Consider the following 23,215-nt stretch of genomic DNA (forward strand, 5'->3'; position numbering starts at 1 on the left):
AAACCCCCCCCCCGTATTCGCCCCCGGTGTTGGGGGCGCTGGCTCCCCCGACCCCCCCCCCCCGCCCCCCCGCCGCCCGGGGCCGGGTCCAGCGGCCTCGCAGGCGCCCCTTCACGGATCCGGCGTGGCGGGCCCCACCCCCCGGTCAAGGGCCCGACAAGCCGCGGCGACCTGCGCGTCGCCGGTGAAGCCGGCGCATCAGACCTGTTGTGAGCCTTGCGGCTCGTCCCCCCCGATGCGCCGGAATGGCTTCCGATGCCGAAACACTACGGTTGCGATCTTGTGGGCGAAACCCTGTTTACGGACAGCTCGTCGAACGGTCAGTAGTCATCGTTATACGGAGAGTAGGATCACGACCAACGGTCGCCGTGCGTCGACGAACGGTAGGTCGGGGGGCCCGCAAGATGCTCGGGGAGATGCATCCTGACCATCATCCGGCCTACTTCCCGCGGGATGCGACCCGGTGTGACCAGGGAAATCACTACCATCGCGGCAAAGGCGACGGGCACGGCGACCAGGACGGGGCAGGAAGTCAGCGCGCCCATGTTCACGCCTGCCTGTCCTCCGGCCACAAGCACGGCCGTCACGCCCCCACCGAGCGCGAACCCGGCCGCCACCCCCGCGTCCGTCAGCCGCCACCACCAGATCCCGAGCACGAGCAGCGGGCAGAACGTGGCGGCCGAGAGGCTGAAGCCGAGCAGCACCAGCGCCACCGTCGTCCCCGGGGCGGTGGCCGCCGTCAGGACGAACGCGCCCAGCAGCACCACCACCACGGCGACCCGGAACGAACCCACCCCGGCCCGGCTCACGCACGTCGACACCGCGCCGCCCACGGCCACCAGCACGCCCCCGGCGGTGGCCAGGAAGGCCGCGAACGCCCCCGCCGCCAGCAGCCCCGTGAGCACGTCTCCAACGGCCCCAGGATGCATCCTGGCGGGCAGCAGGAGCACGATCTCGTCCGCCGCCGCGTCGCGGACGTGCGCGTGCCCCATTACCCCGTACAGCGGCGGCACGACGCAGAAGACGGCCAACATGATCTGCGTGGCCACGATCGACCGCCGGGCCCCGCTCCCGTCCCTGTTGGTGTAGACCCGCACGATCACGTGCGGCAGCCCCATCGTGCCCAGCGCGCACGCCAGCAGCACGGCCAGCACCCCCGGCAGCGACGGATCACCCACCCCCGCCAGCCCGGCCCCCGCGGCCCGGTAGGCGCCCTCGAACCGGTCGAGGGGCCACGTCCCGGCCATCCAGCAGCACGCCACGCCGACCCCGAGGAACACGATCAGCTTCAGCAGGAACTGTGAGGCCTGCACGCTCGTCGCGCTCCCCTGCCCGCCGGCGAACGCCACCGCCAGCGCCGCCGCCGCGACGCCCGTCCACCCCAGCCACGGCGGCAGGCCGGTCAGCAGCCGCACCACCACCCCGGCGGCGTGGAGCTGGGCGACCAGGAAGGCCAGCCCGATGACGAGCGCGAAGCAGGTGGCGAAGCGGCGCAGCGGCGCCGAGCGCAGCCGCCATTCGGCGAAGTCGGGCAGCGTGTACGTCCCCGAGCGCCGCAGCGGCGCGACCACCAGGGCCAGGATGACGACGAACCCGGCGGCGGCCCCCGCCGGATACCACAACATCGGCGAGCCCCGGGTGGCGATGAGCCCGGCCGTGCCGAGGCAGGCGGCGGCCGAGGTGAACTCGGAGGAGATCGCGGCGCCGTTCCACCAGGGGGGAACCGCCCTGGCCGCCACGTAGAAGTCGGAGACGCCGCCGGCGCGGCGTGGTCGCGCGGCGCCCACCATGACGCCCAGAACCAGCACGAAGGCGATCCCGGTCAGCACCGCGACGGTCATCTCTCCAGCCGCTCCGCCCGTCTGAGCTGCAGCACGGCCAGACCCACCCACGCCCCCTGGACGGCCAGCGACAGCAACACCCAGGCCCAGGGGGCGGGCACCCACACCGCGATCACCGGAGCGCCCAGCAGCAGGGCGACGACGGCGGCCACGGTGCGCAGCGCCTGCCGTAACTGCAGGCCCACGATGGCGGGCACGTCGGTCACGCCCTCAGCGGGACCCGGCCGGCCGCGGTCCCGCCCGAGCGCGGCGGGCCGTCTCGACACGACGACGCGCCGCTCCGCCATCACCGCTCCCCACCCCTCACGAGATCGCGCCCCGGTGCTGGCGTACGAGCTGCTCCCGCACCTGCCGGCTGTGTCGCCTGCTGACCTGCAGCGTCTCGGTGCCGACGGTGAGCGCGACCCGCCCGCCCTCGAACCTGAGCTCGCTGACGTGCCGGCCCGACACCAGCGTGCTGCGGTGGATGCGGATGAACCCGGCATCCGACCAGCGCCGCTCCAGCGCGGCCAGTGACATGCGCACGAGGTAGCTGCCGTCCACGGTGTGCAGGCGCACGTAGTCGCCCTTGGCCTCGGCGTACCAGACGGCCTGCTGCGGCACGAAGCGGGTGCGCCCGCCCAGCTCCACCGGGATCACGTCGTCCTGGCCGGGCTCGGGGGCGGGGCCGGTGGCCGCCTCCAGCCTGCGCACCGCCTCGGACAGCCGCTCGGCCCTGACGGGTTTGAGCAGGTAGTCGACCGCCTCCAGCTCGAACGCCTGCACCGCGCACTCCTCGTGCGCCGTGACGAAGACCAGCCTGGGCGGGCTGGGGAAGCCGCCGACCAGCCTGGCGAGGTCGAGACCGTCGAGCCCGGGCATCCGGATGTCGAGGAAGACGCCGTCGAGCCGCTCGCCCCCGCCGATCATCTGGACCATGTCCTGCAGGGCCGTGACCCCGTCGGCAGCGGTCGTGACGTGTTCGATTCGGTCGTCCTGGCGCAACAAGTAGGCGAGCTCTTCCAGAGCAGGCACTTCGTCGTCGACGGCCAGCACTCTCAGCATGTCCACCACGCTGTCGTATGAAAGCAGAGGTCACAAGAGACACGCCAGCATAGCGTAAGTATTTGACTACAAGGAGCTAAGTTGTGTCTTGGGAACCCGCAGCCGCACCTTCGTGCCCGCGCCCAGCGCCGTCTCCACGACGAGCCCGTAGCCGTCGCCGTAGATCTGGCGCATGCGCAGGTCGACGTTCGCCAGCCCGATGCCGCTGCCCTCGCGGGCCGGGTCGTCGTCCAGCATGCGCCGGGCGCACTCGGGGTCCATGCCGGCGCCGTCGTCCTCGACCGTGATGTGCGCCTCCGGGCCCGCGTCGCGCACCACGACCCGCACCTCGCCGCCGCCGCCGCGGCCCCGCATGCCGTGCTTGATGGCGTTCTCGACGAGCGGCTGCAGGCACAGGAACGGCACCGGCACCGGCAGCACCTCCGGGGCCACCTGCATGCTGAAGCGCAGCTTGTCGCCGAAGCGGGCTCGTTCGAGCAGCAGGTACCGGTCGACGCAGGTGAGCTCGTCGGCCAGGGTGGTGAAGTCGTGCGCGCGGCGCAGCGCGTACCGGGAGAAGTCGGCGAAGTCGAGCAGCAGCTCGCGGGCGCGCTTGGGGTTCGTGCGGACGAACGAGGCGATCGTGGTGAGCGCGTTGTAGACGAAGTGCGGTGAGATCTGCGCGCGCAGGGCGCGCATCTCGGCCTCCAGGGCGCGCCGCCGGGAGGCGTCGAGCTCGGCCAGCTCCAGCTGCCCGGAGACCCAGCGGCCGACCTCGGTGACGGTACGCACGAGCCCGGCGCTCACCTCGGCGTCGAAGGCCGCCAGCGTGCCCACGACCGTGCCGTCCACGGTCAGCGGCACCACGACCGCCCCGGAGGCCGGGCCCTGCGGTTCGCCCGGGTACACCTGTGCCCGCCCGGCGGCCAGCGTGGCCCGGGCGTAGGTGAGCACGTCGTCGGTGCACGGGCCCTCCCAGGCCAGCGCGGCGTCCATCGAGGTGATCGCGACGGCGTCGGTGCCGAGCAGGATGCGCAGATGCCGTACGGCCTTGCGGGCGGAGTCGCGGTCGAGCCCCGCGCGCAGGGCCGGGGCGGCCATCGCGGCGATGTGCAGCGCGGTGAACGTGGCGTCGTCCGCCCTGCCCTTCTCTGAGCCCCTCTCCGGCGATGCGGGACGGCGCCACGGAGCCCGGGCGACCCCGTAGCCCAGGAGGAGGAAAATCAGAGAGGACAGCGCCACGCACGCGGTGGTCAGCATGCGGAAACCGTAGCCAAAACGGAGCGTGTCCGGGGGAAAACCCGGAGTGAATCTAGGGTGGCCCCTCGCCGGGTTCTTCCTGGTAGGAGTAGCGCTGCTCGCGCCAGGGGTCGGCCACGTTGTGGTAGCCGCGCTCCTCCCAGAAGCCCCGCCGGTCCTCCAGGAGGTATTCGATGCCGCGCACCCACTTCACGCTCTTCCACGCGTAGAGGTGGGGCACCACGATGCGCAGCGGGAAGCCGCGGTCGGGGCTGAGCGGCTTCTCGTCGAGCTCCATGGCGAACAGCGTGCCGGCCGCCGCGAAGTCGGACATGCGCAGGTTGGCGCTGTAGCCGTATTCGGCCCAGATCATCACGTGACGCACGCCCGGGTCGGGCGGGGCGGCCTCCATGATCGTGGCCGGGGTGACACCGCGCCACTCGTTGGCCATGAGCGAGAACTTGGTGACGCAGTGGAAGTCGGCCAGCCGGGTGGCGCGCGGCAGCCGCTCGAACTCGTTCCAGGAGAAACGGTGCTCCTCGCCCGAGGCGGTGGCGCCGAAGACACGGAAGTCCCAGCTCTCCGGCTTGAACGCGGGCACCCTTCCGTAGTGGATCACGGGTCGGCCGCGTGGGACGTACTGGCCTGGAGGCAGGCGCGACTCCTCCACGATCACTCCCCTCACCGGTCTCGCGTCTTGGGCCATCCTGCCATCGGATCGTCCGTGCCTCGGCAGCGGGTGTGGTGCGCTACGATTGGTGGCTATGCGCACCGCGTGGCTGTTTTGGTATGGCGACGGACCCGAGTCCGTTCGCCATCTGACGCTGCGCTAGCAGTCAGGCGAACGAAGGCCCCGGGTCCGACAGGACCCGGGGCCTTCTCGCGTTTCCGGCAGGTTTTCGTAAGGAAGAGGAGACAGCACATGGTGATCGTGATGGGGCCCGAGGCCACCGCGGACGACCTCGCGTCGATCGTGTCCGTCGTCCAGGCGGCCGGGGTCGAGGCTTTCGTGAGCAAGGGCGTGCGGCGCACGATCGTCGGCCTGGTGGGCGACGTGACGCAGCTCGACGCGGCCGGCCTGCGCGGCATGCGCGGGGTGCGCGACGTCATGCGCGTGTCCACGCCGTACAAGCTGGTCAGCCGGGAGAACCATCCGGAACGTTCCACGGTCCACGTGGGCGGCGTGCCGATCGGCCCCGACACCGTGACGCTGATCGCGGGGCCGTGCGCGGTCGAGACGCACCAGCAGACGCTGGACGCCGCCAGGATGGCCCAGGCGGCCGGGGCGGTCCTGCTGCGGGGAGGGGCCTACAAGCCGCGTACGTCCCCGTACGCCTTCCAGGGGCTGGGCGAGAAGGGGCTGCGCATCCTGGCCGACGTGCGCGAGGAGACCGGCCTGCCGATCGTGACGGAGGTCGTGAACGCGCAGGACGTGGAGCTGGTGGCCTCCTACGCCGACATGCTGCAGGTCGGCACGCGCAACATGCAGAACTTCGCGCTCCTGCAGGCGGTCGGCGCGGCGGGACGGCCGGTGATGCTCAAGCGCGGCATGACCGCCACGATCGAGGAGTGGCTCATGGCCGCCGAGTACATCGCCCAGCGCGGCAACCTCGACATCGTGCTGTGCGAGCGGGGGGTCAGGACGTTCGAGACGGCGACCCGCAACACGCTCGACGTCTCGGCCGTGCCGGTGGCGCAGCGGCTGTCGCACCTGCCGGTGATCATCGACCCGTCGCACTCGGGCGGGCGGCGCGAGCTGGTGCTGCCGCTGACCCGCGCGGCCATCGCGGTGGGTGCCGACGGCGTGATCATCGACGTGCACCCGCAGCCCGAGCAGGCGCTCTGTGACGGCCCGCAGGCGCTGGTGGACGCGGATCTGGGCGAGCTGGCGCAGGTCATGACGGACTTCCCGGCGCTGCTCGGCAAGACCTCCGCCGCCACCGTGGCCGCCTGACCGTCCCGCTGTCGCACCGTTCGCGGCCGGCCGCGCCACAAGCCGCCCGCCGGCCATACTCACGAGTAACTTGAGTACGAGACCCCATGTGCCGGGCTTCGCATCGGCAGCACGATGGCCACATGACGAAGCCCATCCAACCCACCCAGACCACCGCGTTCTACGTCCAGGCGCTCCTGTCGTTCGCCATCTCGCTGACCTCCGTGGTGCTCGCCCTGATCTACCTCCCCACCGAGGGGTGGATCAGGGCGTTCCTCGGGCTCGGTCTGCTGTACGTCGTCACCTCCACGGTCACCCTGTGCAAGGTCGTCCGCGACCGGCAGGAGCTCTCGGAGGTCAGCACCCGCGTCGACCAGGCCAGGCTGGACAAGCTGCTGGCCGAGCACGACCCCTTCAAGGTCGACGCCTAGAGGGTGTACTCCTGGATCGAGTCGGCGAGCTGCACGCACAGCTCCTCGGCGTCGAGCCGCTTCTCGATCTGCTTCAGATCCTCGATCTTGGCCCGCGTCTCGGCACGCTTGGGAGCCAGCAGCGAGCAGCAGTCCTCGTCGGGCAGCTCCGAGATCTCCAGCGTGCCGATGCGCCGGGCCTCGGCCATGATCTCGGTCTTGTCCCAGCCCACCAGGGGCCGCAGGATCGGCAGCTCGACGGCGTTGTCCTGGGCGGTGATGTTGGCCAGCGTCTGCGAGGACACCTGGCCGAGCGCGTCACCGGTGATCAGCGCCGAGGAGCGGATGCGGTGGGCGACCTCCTCGGCCGTCTTGAGCATGAGCCGCCGCTGAGCGATCACGGCCAGCCGGTCCTGACCCGAGGTGCGGATCGACTGCTGCGCCTTGCCGAACGGCACCACCCACAGCCGCGACCGGCCCTGGAACCTGTCGAGCTTCCTGACCAGCGCGTACGCCTTGTAGATCGACTCGGACGTGGTGAACGGGATGCCGGAGAAGTGCAGGAAGTCGACGTGCAGGCCGCGCCGCATCATCCGGTACGCCGCCACCGGCGAGTCGATGCCGCCCGACATGAGCACCAGTGCCCGGCCGCTGCTGCCGACGGGCAGGCCGCCCTGACCGGGGATGCCGCCGGTGAAGACGAACACCTCGTCCCGGTCGACCTCGATGAACACCGTCAGCTCGGGGTTCTTCAGATCGACCGGCAGGCCGTACTCGTCGTTGATCGCGCCGCCCACGAGCCGGTCGAGCTCGTTGGAGCGCAGGGGGAAGCGCTTGTCGCGGCGGCGGGAGCGGACCGCGAAGCGGGCGCCCCGCTTGACCTCCTCGCTCTCGCCGACCAGCTCCAGCCCGGCCTTCAGCACGGCGTCAGGGTCCTTGGCGACCCGCCACGCCCGGTGGATCCAGACCAGCCCCGGCACGTCGGCGACCCGCTGTGCCACGGCGTCGGCCTGCTCGGCGGTGCCGCCCTGGGGCAGGAAGATCGCGATCACGCCGTGCCGCTTGCGCACGTCGACCTTGATGTCGAGGCTCTGGAGCGCGTCGCGGATGTTGCTGATCAGGCGGCGTTCGAACAGCTCGCGGTTCTTGCCCTTGAGGACGATCTCGCCCAGCTTGAGCAGAACGCACGGCTCGCCCAGGGCGGACATCGTCATGGTGGAACCTCCGGGATGATGGGGAAAGACGGCGTTGTTGGAAACGTCGCGACCCATCGAGTTTAGTCCGCGTCGAGCCCCCGCTCGATCGCATATCGCACCAGCTCCACCCGGTTGTGCAACTGGAGCTTGCCGAGCGTGTTCTGCACGTGGTTCTGCACCGTGCGGTGGGAGAGCACCAGCCGCTCGGCGATCTGCTTGTACGACAGGCCCTTGGCGACCAGCCTGAGCACCTCCGTCTCGCGCTCGGTCAGCCGCGGCCCCCGGTCTCCCGGCCCGCCGGGCTCCGGCTGCGCGGCCAGCCTGCGGTATTCGCCGAGCACCAGCCCGGCCAGACCCGGGGTGAACACGGCGTCGCCGTCGGCGGTGCGGCGGACCGCGTCGAGGAACTCCTCCCGGCCGGCCGACTTCACCAGGTAGCCGGACGCGCCCGCCTTGACGGCCTGGAGCACGTCGTCCTGCTCGGCGCTGGCCGACAGCACCAGCACCCGGGGCGGCGGCTCCATCCCCGCCAGCCGCGCGGCGACCTCGGGGCCTGACATGTCAGGCAGCCGCAGATCCAGCACGACGACGTCCGGCAGCACCGCCGCGGCCACGCGCACCGCCTGCCGCCCTTCGCCCACGGCGGCGACGACCTCGTAACCGGCCTCCGCGAGGTCTCTGGCGACCCCGTCCCGCCACATGGGATGGTCGTCCACCACCATGACCCGCACCATGCCGCAACTCTAACGCCGCCCCGGGCCCCTGACCCCTGGTGTGCATCCCCCACCGGACCAGGGCGGAGCCGCCCTACGCGCCCGAGATCGGGCGAACGCGACAGGGCCGCCGGCGCGCACAGTCGTGGCCGGCCGGACAAACACCCGGCCACCCGAGGAAGCGGCGGCCGGCGAACAGGGTGACGGCGGGTCAGGCGGGGAGGGTGATCTCGACCTCGGTGCCCTGGCCGGGGGTGCTCATGATGGTTACCGTGCCGCCCAGTTCGCTCACCCGGCCGCGGATCGAGCGGGTCACCCCCATGCGCCCGGCCGCGGCCGCGGCCTCCAGGCGGCCCGGTGGGATGCCCGGGCCGTCGTCCCGGACGGTGACGGTCACCGTGCCGTCGGCCGACTCCACCAGGACCCAGGCGCGTGCCCCCGCCCCGCAGTGGGCGCGCACGTTGTCCAGGGCCGCCCCCACCGCGGCCGCCGCGCCCTGGGCCGTCTCCGTGGGCAGGACGAGCGGCGTGGCCGGGGTCGCGACCGTCACCTCCGGGGAGCCGTCCGGGGAAGCGTACGGGGAGCCGTAGCGGGTGAGGAGGGTGCGCAGGTCGGTGGTGCCCCGGGGCGGCGGCGGACCGGCCGCGACGAGGTCGCGCAGCGCGGCCTCCTGCTCCCCCGCCAGCCGTCCCAGCTCGGCCGCCTCGCCGCCGATCTGCCGCCCGCGCCGCTGCACCAGCGCCAGAACTTGCAGGACCGAGTCGTGGAGGTCACGAGCCAGGCGCTCCCGCTCGCGCTGGGCGGCCTCCATCTCGGCGGCGCGCTGCTCCCTCTCGGCCGCGCGCTGCATGCGCTCCTCGGCCCGCCGGGCCAGCTGCGCCACGTGTCCGACCACGACTCCTGACAGGAACAGCAACACCGCGCCGTTGACGAGGATCGGCACCTCGTCGGTACGCAGCCGCAACCACAGGTCCCCGGCCGCCACGACGGCCGCCGCCAGGGCCCCGGCGCGCCGCCCCGCGTGCACGGCCCAGGCGAGCACGGGCCCGGCCACCCAGGTCGCGGGCACGGGCATGGTGCCGGCCACGCCCTGCTGGGCACCCTCCACGTACGGGCTGGCCAGCAGGCAGGCCATCGTCACGAGCAGGTCGAGCGCCAGCAGCGGCCACCGGCGCAGCGCCTCGGCGGAGTAGGCGTACGTCGCCCCCGCCGTCCACAGCGCCATCACCCCGATGACCAGCCAGCCCAGCACCGGCTGCTCGTAGCCGCCGTGCTGGGCCATGAGCACGGCCGCGTACAGCAGCGACGCGGCGCGGAAGACCGCGATCGCGCGCCAGAACGGCCCCTCGATAGCCATGAGACCTTCTCATGTTTCCGACACGACAGGTTGACAGATAGTTGCGATATCCATGCGAAAGGGACAACCGGGATGGCAGAATCCGACAACCCCTAATGCAAGGAACCGATAGATGACCTCCGCCGTGAATCATTTCACCTACGGATTGCTCACGCCGTTGCTCGCATACGTGATGTCCTGCATCGGCTCGATGCTCGGGCTGCGGCTCACCGCGCAGGCGCACGCCTCGCGCGGCGGCGCCCGCGTGCGCTGGTTGCTGGGCGCGGCCATTTCGATCGGCGGCACGGGCATCTGGGTCATGCACTTCATCGCGATGATGGGCTTCGAGGTGGAGGGGACCCAGATCAAGTACGACGTCTGGCTCACCGTGGCCTCCGCGGTGGTGGCCATCGTGGTGGTCGGCACCGGCCTGTTCCTGGTCTCGTACGGCGGCGGCCGGGCCCTGTCACTGCTCGGCGGCGGCCTGCTCACCGGGCTCGGCGTGGCCTCCATGCACTACCTCGGCATGTACGCGATGAACATGTCGGCCCACGTCTCCTACGACCGCGTCACCGTGGCGCTCTCCGTGGGCATCGCCGTGGTGGCCGCGACGGTGGCGCTGTGGTTCACGCTGCGGGTCAAGCGGCCCATCTTGATCACCGGCGCCGCCCTGGTCATGGGCGTGGCCGTGGCCGGCATGCACTACACCGGCATGTACGCCATGCACGTCACGGTCGACGCCGAGCCCGGCCTGGTCGCCGGCGCCGACGCGCTCGACTTCCTCGTCCCCCTCATGACCGTGATCAGCCTCATCACCCTGACCATGCTCCTGATGGTCATCCTGTCCCCCTCGGAGGAGGAACTGCACGAGGACGCGGAACTCGTGGCCAAGCTCGAACTGCGCCGTCGCACCACCCAGCAGCAACAACTCCGGTACCCCACGCCAATTCCGCGCCAACAGCCGATGCAGGCTCGCCGAAGGTAGTTGCGAAGGTTACGACTCCCTGTTCATACTCCCTTATCGGTGCGTAAGGGATGTGGGTGGGGCATGTCGCCGATCGATCATTTTTCTTTTGGGCTCTTGACGCCGTTATTCGCGTACATCATGTCCAGCGTGGGGTCCATGCTCGGGCTCCTGCTGACGTCGCGAGCGCGGCTCATGGGCGGCCGTGAGGCCAAGTTCTGGCTCGTCGGCGCGGCTTTCGCGATCGGCGGCACGGGCATCTGGACGATGCACTTCATCGCCATGCTCGGCTTCTCCGTGTCGGGCTCGGTGATCCGGTACGACGTGCCGCTCACCGTGGCCTCGGCGCTCATCGCGGTCGCCGTCGTGGGGATGGGGCTGTTCCTCGCCGCGTACGGCGGTGAACGGCTGGGATACCTGCTCGGCGGCGGCGTCCTGACCGGCTGCGGCGTGGCGAGCATGCACTATCTCGGCATGGCCGCGATGAACATGTCCGGCCACGTCTCCTACGATCCGGTGGTCGTCACGCTGTCCGTGCTGATCGCGGTCGCGGCGGCCACGGTGGCGCTCTGGTTCACGCTGCGGGTCAGCGGCGCGCTCAGGATCGGCGGCGCGGCGCTGGTGATGGGCGTGGCCGTCTCGGGGATGCACTACACCGGGATGTACTCGATGTCGGTCGCGACGCACTCCGAGGCGGTGCCGGTGCCCGGCGCCAAGGCCATCGACTTCCTGCTGCCCCTCATCGTCGGCATCAGTTTGATCACGGTGGGGCTGCTGCTCACCGTCATCCTGTCGCCGTCGGAGAAGGAGCTGCGCAGCGAGGCGGAGTTCAGGGAGCGGCTGCGCAACCGCGACGAGGGCGCGCCGGAGGTGGATCTCTTCGGCACGCCCCGCGGTTGAGCTATGTACCAGGGGTACGGCTTGCGACGCGTAGTGGGCCGCCGACTCGCTGCGGCGCAAGCCGTACCCTGAGGGGGTTGTAGCGGTAACCCCGCTGCCCAGAAAGTACGGCCGCCCGCTTGCAAGCCGCTTTCAGTCAGCCGAAGAACACCTCGGCCTCGGAGTAACGCGACTCCGGCACGGTCTTCAGCTCGGCCGTGGCCTCGTCGAGCCCCACGCGCACGATGTCGGTGCCGCGCAGCGCGACCATCTTGCCGTAGTCGCCCTCGTGGACGGCGTCGATGGCCTGGAGCCCGAACCTGGTGGCCAACACCCGGTCATAGGAGGTCGGGGTGCCGCCGCGCTGGATGTGGCCGAGCACCGTGGTGCGGGCCTCCTTGCCGGTGCGCTTCTCGATCTCCTTGGCCAGCACCTCGCCGATGCCGCCCAGCCGTACGTGGCCGAACGCGTCGAGCTCGCCCGCCTGCAACTCCATCTGGCCCTCGATCGGGTGCGCGCCCTCGGCGACCACGATGATCGGCGAGTAGCGCGTGCGGAAGCGCGACTCGACGTATTCGCAGACCCGGTCGATGTCGAACGGCTTCTCCGGGATGAGGATGACGTTCGCGCCGCCCGCCATGCCCGCGTGCAGGGCGATCCAGCCCGCGTGCCGGCCCATGACCTCGCAGATGAGCGCCCGGTGGTGGGACTCGGCGGTGGTGTGCAGGCGGTCGATGGCCTCGGTCGCGATGTTGACCGCGGTGTCGAAGCCGAAGGTGTAGTCGGTGCCCGACAGGTCGTTGTCAATGGTCTTGGGCACGCCCACGACGTTGACGTTGCGGTCGTAGAGCTGCTTGGCGACGCCCAGTGTGTCCTCACCGCCGATGGCGATCAGGGCGTCCACGCCGGTCGCCGACAGGTTCTCCCTGATCCGGTCGACCCCGCCCTCGATCTTGATGGGGTTGGTGCGGGACGAGCCCAGGATGGTCCCGCCGCGCGGCAGGATGCCCCGCACGGCCTGGATGTCGAGCGGCATCGTGTCGCCTTCGAGGGGGCCGCGCCAACCATCACGGAAGCCGACGAACTCATGACCGTAGACGCTCACCCCCTTACGCACCACTGCCCTGATCACGGCGTTGAGTCCGGGGCAATCGCCGCCGCCGGTCAGCACTCCAATACGCATGGCGGGTTCCTCCCGATGGGGGTCACGAACCAGTCCTTGATGACAGACTCGCATTGTGCCCGCCCTCACAGGCAGTGGTCTAGACCAAACGCCAGGCTTCGAAACTAAACCCTTGCAGGGAGGAAATTTCGTGACTGTGTTGGCCATCGATGCCGGGACAACTGGGGTGACGGCCCTCGTTGTCTCGGAAAACGGGCAGATCGCGTCAAAGGGATACGAGGAATTCGCCCAGCATTTTCCCGAGCCGGGCCAGGTCGAGCACAATCCCGAGGACATCTGGCAGGCCACGCTGTCGGCCTGCGCCTCCGCCCTGCGCGGCACGGACACCACACCCACCTGCGTGGGCATCACCAACCAGCGCGAGACGGCGGTGCTGTGGGACCGGCGCACGCTGGCCGCGCCGCGCCGGGCCATCGTCTGGCAGGACCGCCGCACCGCCGCCATCTGCGGGCGGCTGCGCGAGGCGGGGCACGAGCCGCGCGTGTCGGAGCTGACCGGGCTGCGCCTCGACCCCTACTTCACCGCCACCAAGCTCACCTGGCTGGCCGAGCACGACCCGGCGACGTGGGCGGGCGTCGAGTCCGGAAATGTGGCCGTGGGGACGGTGGACTCGTACCTGATCGCCAGGCTGACGGCGGGCGCGCGGTACGTGACCGACCCGTCCAACGCCTCCCGCACGCTCCTGTACGGCCTGTCGTCCGGCGCCTGGGAGCCGGAGCTGTGCGAGCTGTTCGGGGTGCCAGAGGAGGCGCTGCCGGAGATCGTGCCCAACTACGGGCCGCTGGGGCGTACCGACCCGGCGGCCTTCCTCGGGCTGGAGCTGCCGATCACCGGGGTGGCGGGCGACCAGCAGGCGGCGCTGTTCGGGCAGACGTGCTTCGACGTGGGCGACGTGAAGTGCACCTACGGCACGGGCTCGTTCGTGCTGGCCAACCTCGGCGGGGAGATCGTCCGGTCGGAGTCCGGGCTGCTGACCACCGTGGCCTGGCAGACGCCGTCCGGCGAGCGCACGTTCGCGCTGGAGGGGTCGATCTTCGTGACCGGGGCGGCGGTGCAGTGGCTGCGCGACGGGCTGGGGCTGATCGGGACGGCCCCGGAGTCGGAGGCCGTGGCGCGTACGGTGCCCGACAGCGGCGGGGTGGTGTTCGTGCCCGCGCTGACCGGGCTGGGGGCGCCGCACTGGGATCCCCGGGCGCGCGGGCTGATCACCGGCCTCACGCGCGGCACGACGCGGGCGCACCTGGTCAGGGCCACGCTGGAGGCGATCGCGTTCGAGGTGCGCGACGTGGTGGAGTCGATGACCGGCGGGTCGGTGCCGGTGCTCAAGGCCGACGGCGGGGCCAGCGCCAACGACCTGCTCATGCAGTTCCAGGCCGACCAGCTCGGCGCGGCGGTGGAGCGGCCGGCGATCCAGGAGACGACGGCGCTGGGTGCGGCGTTCCTGGCCGGGCTGGGCGCGGGCGTGTGGGCGTCGCGGGCCGAGCTGCGCAAGACGTGGCAGCTCGACCGGCGCTTCGAGCCGGGCGAGCGCGACGACGCGGCGTACGAGCGCTGGCGGGCGGCCGTCCGGCTGGCCGTCGAGGGCGCTCACGGCTCCTGAACCGGCCCCTTCGCGAACCGGGTGAGCAGGTTGATCGTGGCGCGGCGGGTGAAGGCGGCGGCCGGCTCGGTGACCCCGTGGCCGCACCGCCTGCCGCGCAGCGCGCACACCCAGCGCATGGTGCCGGAGGCGAACACCCCGGCCCCGCTCGGCGCGACGTAATAGGTGCTGTGGGTGACGCTCGACCGGCCGCCGCACGAGAACGGCGACTCGGCCAGCACCTTGACGTTGTCCGGCGAGCCGCGCGACACGCGGTCGGTCTCCACGCCGACCATCCCGGGGAAGCGCCGCCCCTCGGTACCGGCGAAGATCCAGTGGCCCGGCCGGCTCACCCGGTAGACGCCTTCCGCCGGGAAGCAGTCGTACATCTGGCCCACCAGCGTGCTCTCCGGCTCCGACGCGCGCCACAGGTCGCAGACGCGCTCCTTGTCGCAGACGACCTTCCTGCCGTTCATGGCGATGCGCCAGTAGACGGCGTTGGCGCCGAGGAAGGCGAGGTTGGTGCCGTGGTCCCTGGCCTGGGTGACGACCTTGCGCATGCCGGGCGACCAGTACTCGTCGTGGCCGAGCGACACCACCGCCCGCGCGCCGTCCAGCGCGCCGGGCCGCAGGTCGAGGTTGGTCAGGTAGGCCAGCGGGACGCCGCTCTGCTCGGCCACCGACAGGGCCTCCTTCTCGAAGTCGAGGAAGAGGCGGGCGCCGGTCCCGTCGTACGGGCGGTCGAAGGTGACCGCGCGGGAGCGGCCGGCGAACCCGCCGGGGCCCTGGTAGAGGCTGCGGCCGCCCCACAGGTTGTACGCCTGCCAGGTGGTGACCGCGTTCACGATCACCACGCGCCCGGCGGTGGAGGCCGAGCGCACGGTGATCGGGACGTAGCGCTGGGCCCCGGTCGAGGCGTCGAGCCTGACGAGGTACGCGCCCTCCGGCCAGCCGGCCGTGTCCGCGGTCAGCGACGGGGTCCAGTGGGCGGCGGTGACCGTGCCGTCCTCGACCCTCATCGGCGCCTGCCGCACACCCCGGACCTGCGCGGACTCCCACACCCTGGCCGGGTTCGCGCCCATGCGGAAGGCGCGCGCGGAGAAGCGCGGCGCGGTCGTCGAGACGTGCAGCCGGAACCGCTCGCCCGGCAGGACGCTCACCCGGTCGGCGTAGCCCTCGATCTCGTGCTCGGCGCCCTGCCGGGTGATCCGCCAGGACTCCTGCACGTCCGCCTCGGGTGCGTGGGCCCGCGCGACGGGTGCGGTCACCGGGGGCGTGACGGGAGGCGGTCCGCCGCAGGCGGAGGTCAGCAGGACGAGAACGAGCAGGATCTTGCGCACGTGCCCATGGTCATGACCGAACTGCCCTGTGGGCCGTGACTTGGCGAACTCCTTACATGATCAGCACGCAGGCCGGACTTTCCACCTCGTACGCCTCGCCGGCCGGCTCGGGGACGCCGTCGCGCAGCGCGAGGACGGTCACGTCGTTCGAGTACTGGTTGGCCACGTACATGCGCTCGCCGTCGATGGCGAAGTGCCTGGGCCAGTGGCCGCCGGAGGCCACCTCGGCCACCGGGGACAGGTCGGCGGCGCGCAGCACCGAGATCGTGTCGGGGCCGCGGTTGGCGACGTAGACGAAGTCGCCCTCGACCTGCAGGTGGGAGGGGTCGTTCGGGCCCTCGTGGCCGGAGGCGGGGACGACCGTGCGGCGCTCGCCCTCGATCAGGGTGACGGTGCCGTCGAGCTCGCCCGCCACGTAGAGGCGGCCGCCGGAGAAGGCGAAGTGGCGCGGGCCGGTGCCCGGGCTCATCCGGATCGGCTCCAGCGGGGTGCCGTCGAGGCGGTAGCGGCGGATCTCGTCGGTGCCGAGGTCGGAGACGTGCAGCAGGCCGTCGTGGAAGACGGCCTGGTGGGCGTGCGGGCCCTCCTGGCGCTCGGCGTTCGGGCCCGAGCCCTCGTGGCGCAGCACGATCGGCTCGCCCGCGAACGCGCCCCGCTCGTCGATCCGCTGGAGGAGGGCCGTGCCGTCGCCGTAGTTGGCCGCCGCGAGCAGGGTGCCCCCGGGGTCGACGGCGACGTGGCAGGGGCTGTGGCCCTCGCTGGGCCGCTCGTCCAGCGGGGACAGCTCCGCCCCCACCTCGTACGCGGTGAGCCAGCCGCGTTCGAGCTCGCCCGCCGCGTACAGCACCGGGAGGGTGGGGTGGGCGACCAGGAACGAGGGCGCCGCCACCCTGGTGAGGTCGCCGCCGATCGTGACGATGCCGGGGCCGTATCCGCCTATGCGCACGTGCTTCACAGCGGGGATCCTCCTATGGTTGACTATGGCAATGAGTTCGTTGACAGAAGCAAGGATCTCTGAGGTCCGAGCCTTCAACCGGTTCTATACGAAGGTGATCGGCGCGCTCCAGGCGGGGATGCTCGACTCGCCGTACTCGCTGACCGAGGTGAGGGTGCTGTTCGAGCTGGCGCACGCCGAGCGGATGGAGACCGGCGAGCTGCGCGGGCTGCTCGACCTGGACGCGGGCTACCTCAGCCGGATCCTGGCGCGCTTCGAGGGCGACGGGCTGATCGGCCGCGAGCGGTCCGCCTCCGACGCGCGCAAGCAGCTGGTGCGGCTCACCCCGGAGGGGGCCGAGATCTTCGCCGGGCTCGACCGGCGCTCCGCCGAGGAGATCGGGCGGCTGCTGTCCGGGCTGCCGGAGGCGGACCAGGAGCGGCTGGTCGCCGGCATGGCGACGATCAGAGCGCTGCTCGGGCCGGCGCGGGAGCGCGAGCCGTACGTGATCAGGCCCCCGCGCACCGGCGACCTGGGCTGGGTCGTCTACCGGCACGGCGTGCTCTACAGCGAGGAGTACGGCTGGGGCACGGAGTTCGAGCAGCTCGTCGCCAGGATCGTCGGCGAGCTGGACTTCTCGCGCGACGCCGGGTGGATCGCCGAGGTCGGCGGGGAGCGGGCCGGCTGCGTGTTCTGCGTGCGGCAGGACGACACCACGGCCAAGCTGCGGATGCTGCTGGTCGAGCCGTCCGCCCGGGGCCTGGGCATCGGGCGGCGGCTGGTGGACGAGTGCCTGCGGCACGCGCGCGCCGAGGGCTACAAGCGGATCACGCTGTGGACCCGCGACAGCCTGGTGAGCGCGCGGCGCATCTACCAGGCGGCCGGGTTCGAGCTGGAGTCGGAGGAGACGGGGACGGAGAACGGCGTCGAGGTCAACGAGCAGGTGTGGTCGCGCGACCTCTGAGCCCGCCCCCGGTCACCGGCCCCTGGGCCACCAGTTGAGCGGGCCCGCCAGGCGCATCAGGCTCGGCACCAGCACCGCCCTGATGACGGTCGCGTCCACCAGCACGGCCACCGCCATGCCGATGCCCAGCATCTGTACGAACGTCACCTGCGCCGTGGCGTAGGCGGCGAACGTGAGCGCCAGGATCCCCCCGGCCGCGGTGATCAGCGGCGCCCCCCGCTGCAGCCCCGTGGCCACGGCCTCCTGCGTGTCGCCGGTCCGGTCGTACTCCTCCTTGATGCGGGAAAGGAGGAAGACCTCGTAGTCCATCGACAGGCCGTAGGCGACGCAGAGCATCAGGATCGGGATGCTCGGGTCGAGCGTGCCCGTGGGGGTGAAGCCGAGCAGGCCCGACAGGTTGCCGTCCTGGAAGATCCAGACGACGGCGCCGAACATGACGCCGAGGCTGAGGATGTTCAGGAGGGTCGCCTTGATCGGGATGATCAGGCTCCTGGTCATGAGGAACAGGACCACGAACGTCACCCCGAGCATGAGCGCCAGCACCAGCGGCAGCCGGTCCACGACGGAGGAGCGGTAGTCGGACAGCTCGGCCGGGTAGCCGCCGACCAGGACCTCGAAGGGGGGCTCGACCGCGCGTACGGCCTCGACCAGGCGTACGGGGTCGTCCGCCAGGGCCGCGGCCGACGGGACCACGGACAGCCAGGTGCCCTCGCCCTGGAACCTGCCGGTGTCCCCGTCGCCGACGCGGGCGCCCCCGGCGTACGAGCCGGCCGGCGAGTCCACCTGGGCGACGCCGGGCAGGCGGGACAGGGCCGTGGCGTACTGCCGGACGTCTCCCCCTGCGCCCGTGGAGACCAGCTGGATGGCGTCCGTCTCCTCGGCCGGGAAGGTCTGGCGGATGACCTCCTGGGTCTGCCGGGACGACGCCTCCGGGGGCAGGATGCGGTCGTCGGCCACGCCGAAGCGCAGGCCGAGGAAGGGCGAGGCGAGCACCAGCAGCAGGGCGGTGGCCAGCCCGCCGAACACCAGCGGGCGGCGCATCACCCGGGCGGCCAGGCCGTGCCAGAACCCGTCGGCGCGCTCGGGCCCGGCCCGCTTCGGCAGGAGTGCGCCGCCGATCGTGGCGAGCACGGCGGGCAGCACGATGATCGCCGCGACCAGGCCGCCCGCGACGACGGCGATGCCGGCGTAGGCGAACGAGCGCAGGAAGTCGAACGGCAGCACGAACAGCACCGCCAGGGACGAGGCCACGGTCAGGCCGCTGAACAGCACGGTCCTGCCCGCGTGCTCGACCGCCCCGGCGACCGCCGCCGCCCGGTCGGCGCCGTCGCGCGTCTCCTCGCGGAAGCGCTGGATGACGAACAGGCAGTAGTCGATGCCGAGGCCGAGGCCCATGGCCAGGGTCAGGTTGAGGGCGAAGGTCGAGATCTCGGTGAACAGCAGGACGCCGCTGAGCAGTGCGAGGCCGACCACCATGGCGTACACCCCGGCCAGGATCGGCACCAGGGCCGCCATGGCACGCCGCTGGTAGAGCCAGAGCAGCACGAACGCCAGCGGGAAGATGACCAGCTCGGCCCGGACGAAGTCCTGCCGGGCCAGCGGCACGGTCTCGCGGAACACCTCCTCCCCGCCCCCGGCCCGCACCTGGAGCAGGTCCGTGCCCTTGGTGATCTCGGGGACGAGCCTGGGGAGCACCCGGGCGCGCACGTGGTCGGCGTCGCCCGGGATGCGCACCACGACGAGGGCGTGCCTGCCGTCCTCGCTGCGCAGGGTGGCGGGCTTGCCGCGGGTCCAGTAGGACGCCGACTCGGCCACGCCCTCCTCGCGGCCGACGCGCGCGGTCAGGTCCCTGCCCGCCGCCTCCACCGCGGGGTCGTCCACGGTGCCGTTCCTGGCCGTCACCAGGAAGATCATGTCGGGGCTGCCCGTGTCGAACCGCTCGATCAGCTCGGACTGCGCCCGGTCGGACTCCGAGCCCGGCGCCTCGAACCTGGCCAGCGACAGCCCCGACACCGCCCCCGCGGCCAGCACCCCGGCGCCGATCAGCAGGGCCAGGGCCAGGGAGAGGACGAGCCTGCGGCGGCGTACGAGGAGGAATCCGAGCCTGCGCAGCGGCGGCCCGCCGGTGGCCGCGCGGGCCGGGCGGGGACGCGTGTTCACCGCCATGCCGGCACCGCCCTCGCGCGCGCCGTCCCGGCCTTCATCGCTCGAGTCCCAGGGTCTCGGCGACCAGGCGCTCGAAGTCCTCCTGGGACGTCCGTCGGTGCAGGTCGTACAGGAACTCGGCGTCCTTGCCCACCAGCCGGTGGTAGGCCCCCTCGGGGGCCTCGACAGCCGCGGCGACGGCGTCGGCCACCTCCTGCGGGTCGCCCCGGCCGGCCAGGGAGCGGTCGAACGCCGACCAGAACCGGTCGTGGGCCGCGCGGTCGCGGTGGTCCTCGGTGAACGCCTCGGCCCAGCGGGCGCGGGCGCGGATGGAGGTGCCGTAGTTGCCGGGGGCGATCACGACGACGTGCAGCCCGTACGGGGTGAGCTCGAAGCGGAGCGCGGCCGACAGCGACTCCAGGGCGGCCTTGGCCGCCGAGTAGGCGCCCTCGAAGGGCACGCCGACCGAGCCGGCGATGGACGAGACGTTGACGATCACGCCGCCCGGCCTCATGTGGGGCGCGAGGGCGCGGATCAGGCGGACGGGGCCGAGGACGTTCACCTCGAACTGGGCGCGCAGCTCCTCGTCGGACAGGGTCACGACGGGGCCGCGCAGGATGTATCCGGCGTTGTTGACCAGCGCGTCCAGCTCGACGGGGGCGCCTCCGAAGGGCTCTGTGACGTCCAGCCGCCGCACCTCGAGGGGCAGACCCTCGTCCGCGGCGGCGCGGCGCAGGCGCTCGGCGCCCTCCGACCGGGGGTCGCGGACGGTGGCGAGCACGCGGTCGCCCCTCCTGGCCAGCGTGAGCGCCGTCAGCAGGCCGAACCCGCTGCCGCACCCTGTTACGAGCACGGTTCTCATGAGGCCTCCCGGAAAAGTCGGTAAACTACTCGTGTTTGCTTCCGGGACCAGGAATACAAGTAAATGCTCGCATTTGTCAACGAGGAGACCCATGGCTGAACGCACGGTCCGTCGGCAGGCGCGCGGCCTGAAGCGCATGGCCGAGATCCTCGACGCCGCCGAGCTGGTGATCGCCGAGGTCGGTTACCCGGACCTGACCACGAACCAGGTCGCCGCGCGGGCGGGGGTGTCGCCGGGGTCGCTGTACCAGTTCTTCAGGAACAAGGAGGAGGTCCTGGACGCGCTCGTGGCCCGCTACACCGTCGACCGGCAGGAGTTCTGGGCCGCCCGGCTGGCCGCGGTCACGCCGGAGATCCCGCTGGAGGCACTGGTGGGGCAGCTCGTGGACGAGAGCGTCAAGTTCAAGAGCGAGTCGCCGGCGTACTGGTCGCTGCTGTACGGGACGGCGACCGGCGACCAGTTCGCCGCGGCCTCGCAGCGGCTGCACGAGGACATCGCGCGGCAGCTCGCGGCCATGCTGCGGCGCCGCGCCCCAGAGCTGCCGGAGGAGCGCGCCCAGCTCATGGGGACCATGGGGCTGGCCATGGTGAAGGCGGTGATGCCGATGGTCACCTCATCGCCGCCGGAGCGGTCGGCCGAGCTGGTGGACGAGCTCAAGCACATGCTGGTCCGCTACCTGGCCTGAGCCCGCGGGGGTCAGGCGTTCACCCGGGCCAGGCGCGTTCAGGCGGATCGGGCGCGTTCAGGCCGGGGTCAGGCGCGTCCACGCGAGTCAGGTGCGGAAGGGGCCCGCCACCTCGAACGTGTGGCCCTCCGTGCGGCCGCGCCGGGCCGAGAAGTAGAGGCGCTCGCCGTCCGGCGAGAACGCCAGCCCGGTCAGCTCGGCCCCGTCGTGGCCCTCGAGCCGCAGGAACGGGGTCACCGCCCGGTCCGGCGCGATGACGTCGACCTCCGGGCGCTCCCTGGCGACGTAGAGGTCGCCGGAGGGGGCGGCGGTGATGGCGCGCACGCCCTCGCAGAGGCGGTCGAGCGTCGAGGTCTGCGCGTCGTACGCCCACAGGCCGGTGTCGCCCTTGGTCGTGAAGTAGCACACCCCGCCGGCGTAGTGACAGCCGTCGCCGCCGTCGAAGTGGCGGGCGTCCTCGACCTGGTGGCGGGCCTCCTTGAGCAGGGCGGCCGGCGAGGGCACCGCCTGCCAGTGGCCCGAGGCGCACAGCACCTCAAGCGTGCCCTCCGTCAGGTCGCCCCAGTCGCCCGGCCGGAACCGGTAGAAGCAGCCGTCGGGCTCGTCCTCGGTCATGTAGATCACGCGCCGCTCCGGGTCGCACGCGGCGGCCTCGTGCTTGAAGCGGCCCATGGACAGGCGGGGGCGCGCGGCGCGCGTGCCGTAGGGGTCGCACTCGAAGACGCGGCCCCGGTGGCCGAGCTCGCACGACAGCCAGGTGTGCCACGGCGTGGCCCCGCCCGCGCAGTTGAGGTCGGTGCCCGACAGGATGCGATAGGCGTCGCCGATGCTGCCGTCGGCCCGGAAGCGCAGCGCCGAGGCCCCGCCGAGCAGCGGGAGCTCGGAGTTGGACACGTAGATCCAGCCGGCGCCGTCGGGGAAGCAGGCGCCGCCGTCGGGCGCCGCGTGCCAGGTCAGGCCGGCCACCTTGTGACCGGAGCGGGCCACGACCCTGCCGGTGAACTCGTGGGGCAGCGCCAGCCCGCCCGGCCCGGGCAGGCCGAGCGGTCCATACGGGCTTACCCCGCCAGGCAAGAGCGGGCCCGTGCGGAGGAGAGTCTTGTGGGACATCGTGGGGCCTCCCTCTAGGTGCCACGCTAGTCGACCGCACCGACATGAATGGCAGGGACTCGCGACATCAAACTCTGCGCAAACCCCGCCGCCGCTCCGCCCGACCGGACGCGGGCGGTGACGTTCCGTACGCCTGGCGGAGGTACGCGAAGCGGCGACCGCCCACCCCGTGACGTTGCGTGACGGCGAAACCGCTTTCCCGGGCGAGCGAGGCGACGTCCGAGACCGAGGCGTCCGCCCAAACGGAACCGGGTCCCGGTGACAGCACCGTGGCGGGGCCGGGCGCGTCCGGTCCGGCTGGGGACGATCACCTCTTACCTCGCCGCATGCGAAAGCCCGGGCCGAACGCCCGGGCTCTTCGCAGATCTGTCAGCGCTGGGCCTGGAACATCCAGTGCTGCTTGTCGATGTCCTGCGCCACCGCGATCAGCAGGTCCTGGCTGACGGGGTCGGGCTCGTCGGTGGCCTGGATGCGCTCGTACATGCGCTTGCTGATGCCGTCCAGGATGTCGGTGAAGGTCGCCACGACCTTGCCGTCCTCGATCCAGCCGCCCTCCGGCTGCGGGAGCTTCGTGGAGCGGGAGATCGTCGCGGAGCGCCCGTCCGGGTTGATCCCGAGGGCTACGGCCCGCTCGGCGATGGTGTCCATGTGCGTTCTGGCCAACTCGGTCACCTCGTCGAGCTGGAGGTGGATCGGGCGGAAGTGGGAGCCGATGAGGTTCCAGTGGGCCTGCTTGGCGACCAGTGAGAGATCTATGAGGTCGACCAGGGCGCCCTGGAGAGCTTCAGCGACGGTGTTCCTGGCTTCGCCTGAGATGGGACCGGTGATCGTAGCCATGTCGTCATTCCTCCCCGACGGTCGGACTTTACACATTTAGAA

22 protein-coding genes are annotated in these 23,215 nt (G+C 71.7%); 7 read left to right on the top strand and 15 right to left on the bottom strand.

Annotated elements, in window-relative coordinates; translation table 11 throughout:
• Nucleotides 1-350: 350 nt before the first annotated feature.
• The 5 genes from AB0J69_RS54840 to AB0J69_RS54860 all read right to left on the bottom strand — a co-directional run bounded on the left by AB0J69_RS54840 (nt 351) and on the right by AB0J69_RS54860 (nt 4,773).
• A complete protein-coding gene (locus AB0J69_RS54840) occupies nt 351-1,841 on the bottom strand; it encodes a cation acetate symporter (protein WP_364135891.1) in 1,491 nt (496 codons plus the stop codon).
• Entirely contained in the window at nt 1,838-2,128 is a 291-nt protein-coding gene (locus tag AB0J69_RS54845; protein WP_364135894.1) for a hypothetical protein, read from the bottom strand. Before AB0J69_RS54845 ends, AB0J69_RS54840 begins: the two co-directional genes overlap by 4 nt.
• 16 nt (nt 2,129-2,144) lie before the next feature.
• Nucleotides 2,145-2,885 (bottom strand): LytTR family DNA-binding domain-containing protein, encoded by a 741-nt coding sequence (locus tag AB0J69_RS54850; protein ID WP_364135897.1) that lies wholly within the window; start codon nt 2,883-2,885, stop codon nt 2,145-2,147.
• 66 nt (nt 2,886-2,951) lie between these two features.
• Complete coding sequence (locus AB0J69_RS54855) at nt 2,952-4,124, bottom strand: histidine kinase (protein ID WP_364135900.1); 1,173 nt, start codon at nt 4,122-4,124, stop codon at nt 2,952-2,954.
• A 52-nt stretch (nt 4,125-4,176) separates the two neighbouring features.
• On the bottom strand, nt 4,177-4,773 hold the full coding sequence (locus AB0J69_RS54860; protein WP_364135903.1) for a molybdopterin-dependent oxidoreductase: 597 nt from the start codon (nt 4,771-4,773) through the stop codon (nt 4,177-4,179).
• Nucleotides 4,774-5,025: 252 nt separating this feature from the next.
• Between AB0J69_RS54860 and aroF the strand changes: the two genes are divergently transcribed.
• Nucleotides 5,026-6,057, top strand: a complete 1,032-nt coding sequence (aroF, locus tag AB0J69_RS54865) for a 3-deoxy-7-phosphoheptulonate synthase (RefSeq protein WP_364135906.1) — start codon at nt 5,026-5,028, stop codon at nt 6,055-6,057.
• A gap of 122 nt (nt 6,058-6,179) precedes the next feature.
• Nucleotides 6,180-6,467: a YiaA/YiaB family inner membrane protein gene (locus AB0J69_RS54870; RefSeq protein WP_364135909.1), complete on the top strand. Its 288-nt coding sequence runs from the start codon at nt 6,180-6,182 to the stop codon at nt 6,465-6,467.
• Here the strand turns inward: AB0J69_RS54870 and thiI are convergent.
• From thiI to AB0J69_RS54885, 3 genes are all read right to left on the bottom strand, one after another.
• Nucleotides 6,464-7,660: a tRNA uracil 4-sulfurtransferase ThiI gene (gene thiI / locus AB0J69_RS54875; protein ID WP_364135912.1), complete on the bottom strand. Its 1,197-nt coding sequence runs from the start codon at nt 7,658-7,660 to the stop codon at nt 6,464-6,466. The genes AB0J69_RS54870 and thiI overlap by 4 nt on opposite strands.
• 62 nt (nt 7,661-7,722) lie before the next feature.
• A complete protein-coding gene (locus AB0J69_RS54880) occupies nt 7,723-8,376 on the bottom strand; it encodes a response regulator transcription factor (protein ID WP_364135914.1) in 654 nt (217 codons plus the stop codon).
• A 190-nt stretch (nt 8,377-8,566) separates the two neighbouring features.
• Nucleotides 8,567-9,712 carry a DUF5931 domain-containing protein gene (locus AB0J69_RS54885; protein WP_364135917.1) on the bottom strand — a complete coding sequence of 382 codons (1,146 nt, stop codon included), beginning with the start codon at nt 9,710-9,712 and terminating at the stop codon, nt 8,567-8,569.
• Between the two features lie 112 nt (nt 9,713-9,824).
• Here AB0J69_RS54885 and AB0J69_RS54890 point away from each other — a divergent pair, with 112 nt between their 5' ends.
• Both AB0J69_RS54890 and AB0J69_RS54895 read left to right on the top strand, forming a co-directional pair.
• Nucleotides 9,825-10,676, top strand: a complete 852-nt coding sequence (locus tag AB0J69_RS54890) for an MHYT domain-containing protein (protein WP_364135920.1) — start codon at nt 9,825-9,827, stop codon at nt 10,674-10,676.
• Between the two features lie 138 nt (nt 10,677-10,814).
• Entirely contained in the window at nt 10,815-11,555 is a 741-nt protein-coding gene (locus AB0J69_RS54895; RefSeq protein ID WP_364135976.1) for an MHYT domain-containing protein, read from the top strand.
• Between the two features lie 136 nt (nt 11,556-11,691).
• Here the strand turns inward: AB0J69_RS54895 and AB0J69_RS54900 are convergent, their stop codons facing one another.
• On the bottom strand, nt 11,692-12,717 hold the full coding sequence (locus AB0J69_RS54900; protein WP_364135923.1) for a 6-phosphofructokinase: 1,026 nt from the start codon (nt 12,715-12,717) through the stop codon (nt 11,692-11,694).
• A gap of 130 nt (nt 12,718-12,847) precedes the next feature.
• Here AB0J69_RS54900 and AB0J69_RS54905 point away from each other — a divergent pair, with 130 nt between their 5' ends.
• The gene (locus tag AB0J69_RS54905) at nt 12,848-14,317 is read left to right on the top strand and encodes a glycerol kinase (protein WP_364135926.1); all 1,470 of its coding nucleotides are present in this window, start codon (nt 12,848-12,850) and stop codon (nt 14,315-14,317) included.
• On the opposite strand, the gene AB0J69_RS54910 is transcribed toward AB0J69_RS54905, so the two are convergent.
• Nucleotides 14,305-15,636, bottom strand: a complete 1,332-nt coding sequence (locus tag AB0J69_RS54910) for a N,N-dimethylformamidase beta subunit family domain-containing protein (RefSeq protein WP_364135928.1) — start codon at nt 15,634-15,636, stop codon at nt 14,305-14,307. The genes AB0J69_RS54905 and AB0J69_RS54910 overlap by 13 nt on opposite strands.
• A gap of 52 nt (nt 15,637-15,688) precedes the next feature.
• Complete coding sequence (locus AB0J69_RS54915) at nt 15,689-16,591, bottom strand: beta-propeller fold lactonase family protein (RefSeq protein WP_364135930.1); 903 nt, start codon at nt 16,589-16,591, stop codon at nt 15,689-15,691.
• A 94-nt stretch (nt 16,592-16,685) separates the two neighbouring features.
• Between AB0J69_RS54915 and AB0J69_RS54920 the strand changes: the two genes are divergently transcribed.
• Complete coding sequence (locus AB0J69_RS54920) at nt 16,686-17,534, top strand: helix-turn-helix domain-containing GNAT family N-acetyltransferase (RefSeq protein ID WP_364135933.1); 849 nt, start codon at nt 16,686-16,688, stop codon at nt 17,532-17,534.
• 12 nt (nt 17,535-17,546) lie between these two features.
• Here AB0J69_RS54920 and AB0J69_RS54925 read toward each other — a convergent pair whose 3' ends face one another.
• Both AB0J69_RS54925 and AB0J69_RS54930 read right to left on the bottom strand, forming a co-directional pair.
• A complete protein-coding gene (locus AB0J69_RS54925; protein ID WP_364135936.1) occupies nt 17,547-19,700 on the bottom strand; it encodes an MMPL family transporter in 2,154 nt (717 codons plus the stop codon).
• 34 nt (nt 19,701-19,734) lie between these two features.
• On the bottom strand, nt 19,735-20,541 hold the full coding sequence (locus tag AB0J69_RS54930; protein WP_364135938.1) for an SDR family NAD(P)-dependent oxidoreductase: 807 nt from the start codon (nt 20,539-20,541) through the stop codon (nt 19,735-19,737).
• Between the two features lie 91 nt (nt 20,542-20,632).
• Here AB0J69_RS54930 and AB0J69_RS54935 point away from each other — a divergent pair, with 91 nt between their 5' ends.
• Nucleotides 20,633-21,226, top strand: a complete 594-nt coding sequence (locus tag AB0J69_RS54935; RefSeq protein ID WP_364135941.1) for a TetR/AcrR family transcriptional regulator — start codon at nt 20,633-20,635, stop codon at nt 21,224-21,226.
• An 87-nt stretch (nt 21,227-21,313) separates the two neighbouring features.
• Here the strand turns inward: AB0J69_RS54935 and AB0J69_RS54940 are convergent, their stop codons facing one another.
• Together AB0J69_RS54940 and AB0J69_RS54945 are read right to left on the bottom strand one after the other, a co-directional pair.
• Nucleotides 21,314-22,336, bottom strand: coding sequence for an alkaline phosphatase PhoX (locus AB0J69_RS54940; RefSeq protein ID WP_364135943.1), 1,023 nt, complete (start codon nt 22,334-22,336; stop codon nt 21,314-21,316).
• A 369-nt stretch (nt 22,337-22,705) separates the two neighbouring features.
• Complete coding sequence (locus AB0J69_RS54945; RefSeq protein WP_364135945.1) at nt 22,706-23,173, bottom strand: DNA starvation/stationary phase protection protein; 468 nt, start codon at nt 23,171-23,173, stop codon at nt 22,706-22,708.
• Between the last annotated feature and the right edge of the window lie 42 nt (nt 23,174-23,215).

It is taken from the genome of Nonomuraea sp. NPDC049709 (assembly GCF_040674815.1).
GTDB lineage: Bacteria > Actinomycetota > Actinomycetes > Streptosporangiales > Streptosporangiaceae > Nonomuraea.